A 4,769-nucleotide genomic window follows, 5' to 3' on the forward strand; every position below is an offset into this window, starting at 1 on the left:
GCCGGCGGACAGGTCGAGCTTCATCAGCGCGTCCACGGTCTGCGGGGTGGGGTCGACGATATCGAGCACGCGCTTGTGCGTGCGGATTTCGAACTGCTCGCGCGACTTCTTGTCGATGTGCGGCGAACGGTTGACGGTGAACTTCTCGATGCGCGTCGGCAGCGGAATGGGCCCGCGCACGGCGGCTCCGGTCCTCTTGGCCGTATTCACGATCTCGCGGGTGGAATGGTCCAGCACGCGGTGATCGAAGGCTTTGAGCCTGATGCGAATGTTTTGAGCCATATCGCTCTTACGTTTCCCTACAGACGGCGGGCGCCCGCGTGATCTCGACCATTTCAAAGACCAGCCCGAACCCACCGAGGTGAGCCCGTACGCGAAAGTCCGCACAAACGACTTGGGCCCGCGCGACATCCGCGAGGGCCTTTCCCGAAACGCTAGATTTTAGCACTGTCTCAGGTCGTTCCGCGGGCCGCGTCTGCGCCTCAAATTGCTTCGAAGCACACAGCCGGTCCAACAGGAGGCGCGGTAATACCGATGCGACTCGCCCCCGTCAAGGGGTGGCGCCGCGGCGTTCTGCGCCGACGAACGGCCTAGCCTGCACCCCGCCTCGCCGCCCGGCCGCCCGCGTCGGTCAGGTGCATGACCGGCATGCGGTAGGCGCGCAGCGTGCCGGGCTTCCAGTTGGGGACGATCAGGAGGTCGCCCACGCGGATGAAGTCGTTGATGTAGGTTCCCGCCTCGCGGCTATCGAGGATCACCCGCGAGGTCCCGTCGGCCATGACCACGAAGAGCCGGCCCGGCCATTCGCTGACGAAGTAGGCGTCGCCCACCGCGGGCGCGACGCCGTCGGCCTGACCCAGGTCCTTGGCCAGTACGGTCACCTTGCGGGCGACGTAGTCGAAGGCCAGGAACTTGCCTTCCATGGTGGTGACGAGCAGCCGGCCCGGCTCGGGCAGGAGCCCGTTCACCGACCTGAGCTCGGGGTCGGCCGACCAGAGGCTGACCGCGCCGTCCTTCAGCTGCAGGATCCGCCCGGTTCCGGAGTCGGCCACGAGGACCGTCCCGTCGGGCGCGACGGCAACGTCGTTCAGGAACTTCGCGTCCGGCACGGGGTAGCGGGCCACGACCCTGCCGGTGGCGGTGTCGATCTCCACCAGCCTGTCGATGTCGGAGATGAACAGGCGGCCGCCCTTCACGATGGCGCCCTTGGGCGCGTCGAGCCCCTTCACCCACTCCCGCTCCAGCAGCTTCCCGTCGAGCGAGACGCGGCTGATGAAGCCGTTCCCGTCCTTGACGTCCCCCTCCCCCGCCACGTTGGCCACGTAGAGGGAACGGCCGTCGGCGGCCAGGGCGACGCTCTCGGGATCGGACAGTCCCGTGAGCGTCCAGACCGGGACCCGATTGTCCTGGCTCTTTGTCGGCGACGGCGCTCCGCAGGCGGTGGTCAGCAGGCAGAGCGCGAGGACGGATCCGCGCACGCCGGTCACCCGCCGACGCGGACCGAGCCCGAGCCCATGATCGACTTGGAGATCTCGCCCTTCACCTCGTGGGCGTGGACGTCGCCCGACCCGGCGATGCGGGCCCGCAGGCTATCGGCGGTGCCGCCGAACTCCACATCGCCCGAGCCGGCGACCGACACCTTCATGGCCGTCGCGCGGCCGCTGCCGATATCCACGTCGCCCGAGCCGGCGATGCTCACTTCCAGCGGCCCGTTGACCGAGCGCACGCTGGCCGAACCGGAGCCTGCGATGTTGATGTCGAGACCGCCGCGGACGTCGGCGGTCGCCACGTCGCCCGAACCGGCCACGCGCACCTTTAGCGAACCGGACGAGCCCATCCGGGTGTCGCCCGAGCCGGCCTGGCTCACGCGGGCGGCCCCCTCCACATTGGCGATCGTCCAGTCGCCGCAACCGGAGTTGCCCAGCTCGAGGCTGGCCGAGCGGCCGACCGAGCCGAAGACGGCCCCGTCGGCCTCGACCTTCACGTCGCGGGGCGTGCGGATCACCACCTGGGGCATCTGGGCCCAACCGATGTCGCCCACGCCACGGACATGCACCTGGGACCGCTCGCCCGTGCTGCGGCAGCTGCGGATGCGCCGGTCGAGGTCGCCGTCCAGGATGGTGCGGTCGCCGGCGGTGCGGACGGTCAGCGGCAGCTTCGCGTTCGGCGAGATCACCTCGATCTTGATGTCGCTGCGGTTCTCGGGAACCACGGTCACGCGCGCGACGGCGTCCTCGATCTCGACCGTGGCGGCCTGGGCGCTGGAAGCGCCGAACCCGGCGGCGAAGGTGGCGGCCACGGCGGCCAGCAGGGTGGTCTGGAGACGCATCGTCCTCTCCCAAGTCGAAACGTTGTGAGGGGAAGCTAGACGCGCGGCCGGGTCGCCACAGCTTAAATCGAGGTCATGACAGAGAAGTCATGACGGGAGCTGGGCGAGCAACCGGAGCACCACCATGACGAGGATCGCTATGCCGATGGCGCGGAAGAATGCGCCCCACGGCTTGGCGTCGGTTTCCCGCTGGGGCAGCGCCGGGTCCACGAACCGGCCGTCGACGGCCGGCGTCGAGACGGTCACGCCGGCGGTCCGGAACGCCGCATCGCGCAGCTCGAAATAGGCCTCGGCCTCGCCCGCCGGCAGGAACTGGCGCTCGACCTCCACGGATCGCATCAACCGGATCTCATAGCCGGCGTCATCGAGCTTGGTGTGCTGCGAGCGGATGCGGAGGCCCGGCATGTCGTACCCGCGGTCCCAGCCGTTCACGTTCACCGACATCGGCAGGCGGACGTCGGTCGTCCAGGACGCGCGCCGGGGCAGGCCCAGGTCGATGGGCCAGCTCCGCCGGCCGACCGAGGCGGTTGTGAGATGCTGCGAGAAGAGGTCGTCGATGATCGAGAACTCGACCGCTGCGGTGTCGGGGATCTTGCTCCAGGCCCGCCCCAGCTCGTAGCGCTCCGTCGTCTTGAGGACGTTCCCATCGAGGTCGTCTTCGACCTCGATGGGTGCGAGCTCGCGCACCTCGCCGAAGTAGCGGCCGTAGTAGTCCACATAGGCGCGGGCCAGCGCCCCGCCCTCGCTCGCCAGGCGGCGGCGCATGTCGTCGGCGCGCCAGGCGCCGTACGCCGTACGAACCGTGAGCGTGGCCGGCGACGCCAGCTCGGGGCCCAGCTCGTAGCGCTCCTCTGCGTGCCAGACATCGCGCACCGGCTCCTCGCCCATGAACGCGAGGTCGGCGGCGGCGACCAGCGGCAGCGCCCAGCCGAAGCGGGCCTGGTGCAGAGCGTCCAGCGTCCCACCCTGCGGATAGCGCGTCGGGTCCAGCCAGTACTCCCGCCCCGCCATGCGGAGGCGGACGATGCAGTGGTCGAACGCCGTCAGGCTGGGCGGCTCCGCGTCCAGGGTCCAGCCGCGCCAGGTGTTGACCAGCGCCGGGGCCGCATCGAGATCGAGCCGTCGCAGCAACGTGACCAGGAGGCGCGAGGCGTCCTTGCAGTCGCCCGCCCGGCCGCCCCAGATCTTGGCCACTGGCCGCGGAACGAAGCCGCCGTCGCCGATCGACACGGCCTGGTACCGCAAACCCGACTGAACCCGCCGCAGCAGGCGCACCGCGCGGACCGCCGGGTCGCACGTTTCCGCCGCCAGCGCGGCGACTTCTGCCTCCAGTTCCTCCGGCAGCGGTTCGGCGTCGTAGAAGCCGCGGAACACATCGGCGACCTCGGCCCACGTCAGGGGGCTACACACCCGGACCCGCGCGAAGCGTCGCACGTAGCCCGGCGTATCCGGCTCGGCCTGCACGGGCGCCGTCGCGAACGCCCGCCACTCGCGCTCCAGCAGGCCGTCCGGGCGGATGCGCTCCGACATCGGCGGCGGGTCGTTCCAGGTCTCGATGGCCACCGGGCGGCCCGGCGGAGCCAGCAGTCGGACCCGCGTCTCGGCCACCCAGCAGCTCCAGCTTAGGCTCCACTCGCAATTGAAGCGCCCGCCGAAGAGCGGCGGCGCGCCAATGTAGGAATGCGCGATATCCACCACGTCGCCCACCCGCACATCGGGGATGACGAGGTGCGCGGTCAGGCGGCCGTCATAGCGCGCCTTCTCCAGGTCGCGCTCACGGCGGAACACGCTGAGCCCGGCGATCGCGTCGACCTCCCGGACGACGCCGTGGCGGATGACGCGGACGTGGTGCAGCACGATCCGCTCGTGGGTGGGGTCGAAGTCGAGGTCGAGCTGGGCCGTCTCATGCAGGCCCTCGGGATCCACGACCTCGGTGATCGTGCGGTTGAACCAGACCGGCTGGTCCGGAGCGATGTTGGCCTGGGCGTCGGTCAGCCAGAAGCAGCGGCCAGCGTCGACCTGTCCTTCCTTGGGCGCGTCCGGACGGACGAACGGCGGCGCGTCGATCCAGTCCCACGGCGGCAGCATGCGGACATGGGGCTCACCGCCTCCCGCTGACGCATCACTTGAGAAATCGGCCACGCGCACCCCCAGCGCGAGCACATCACAGCTTGGCCATATCTTCCAGGGGCAACGAAAAAGGCCGCCGAGGTGTCCCTCGGCGGCCTTCCGTAGAAGCTGTCATCCCGGCCAACAGAGCGGCGAAGCCGCGTCGGTCGTGCCGGGAGCGGCCTACTTCACGATCTTGGTCACCACGCCCGAGCCGACGGTGCGGCCGCCTTCGCGGATGGCGAAGCGCAGGCCCTGGTCCATGGCGATCGGCGTGATCAGCTCGACGATCAGTTCGGCGTTGTCGCCGGGCATGATCATCTCCACGCCT

At 69.8% G+C, this 4,769-nt stretch carries 4 protein-coding genes and 1 pseudogene; all 5 read right to left on the reverse strand.

Going from position 1 to position 4,769, the window contains the following annotated elements; all coding sequences use genetic code 11:
- Positions 1–282: 30S ribosomal protein S10 (gene rpsJ / locus VGD44_RS11695; protein ID WP_331087136.1), on the reverse strand; the 282-nt coding region annotated here is incomplete at its 3' end.
- Between the two features lie 308 nt (positions 283–590).
- Positions 591–1,478 (reverse strand): SMP-30/gluconolactonase/LRE family protein, encoded by an 888-nt coding sequence (locus tag VGD44_RS11700; RefSeq protein WP_331087130.1) that lies wholly within the window; start codon positions 1,476–1,478, stop codon positions 591–593.
- A gap of 5 nt (positions 1,479–1,483) precedes the next feature.
- The gene (locus VGD44_RS11705) at positions 1,484–2,329 is read right to left on the reverse strand and encodes a GIN domain-containing protein (RefSeq protein ID WP_331087132.1); all 846 of its coding nucleotides are present in this window, start codon (positions 2,327–2,329) and stop codon (positions 1,484–1,486) included.
- 87 nt (positions 2,330–2,416) lie between these two features.
- Positions 2,417–4,417 carry a DUF3857 domain-containing protein gene (locus VGD44_RS11710; RefSeq protein WP_331087134.1) on the reverse strand — a complete coding sequence of 667 codons (2,001 nt, stop codon included), beginning with the start codon at positions 4,415–4,417 and terminating at the stop codon, positions 2,417–2,419.
- A gap of 204 nt (positions 4,418–4,621) precedes the next feature.
- A pseudogene (tuf, locus tag VGD44_RS11715) lies at positions 4,622–4,769 on the reverse strand (elongation factor Tu); the annotation flags it as partial.

Origin of the sequence: Phenylobacterium sp. (assembly GCF_036402295.1) — a bacterium.
Classification (GTDB): Bacteria; Pseudomonadota; Alphaproteobacteria; order Caulobacterales; family Caulobacteraceae; genus Phenylobacterium.

Excerpts from the sequence above, each read along its gene's own strand:
- VGD44_RS11705 (WP_331087132.1), bottom strand. The coding sequence starts at position 2,329 with ATGCGTCTCCAGACCACCCTGCTGGCCGCCGTGGCCGCCACCTTCGCC.
- VGD44_RS11710 (WP_331087134.1), bottom strand. The coding sequence starts at position 4,417 with ATGCTGCCGCCGTGGGACTGGATCGACGCGCCGCCGTTCGTCCGTCCG.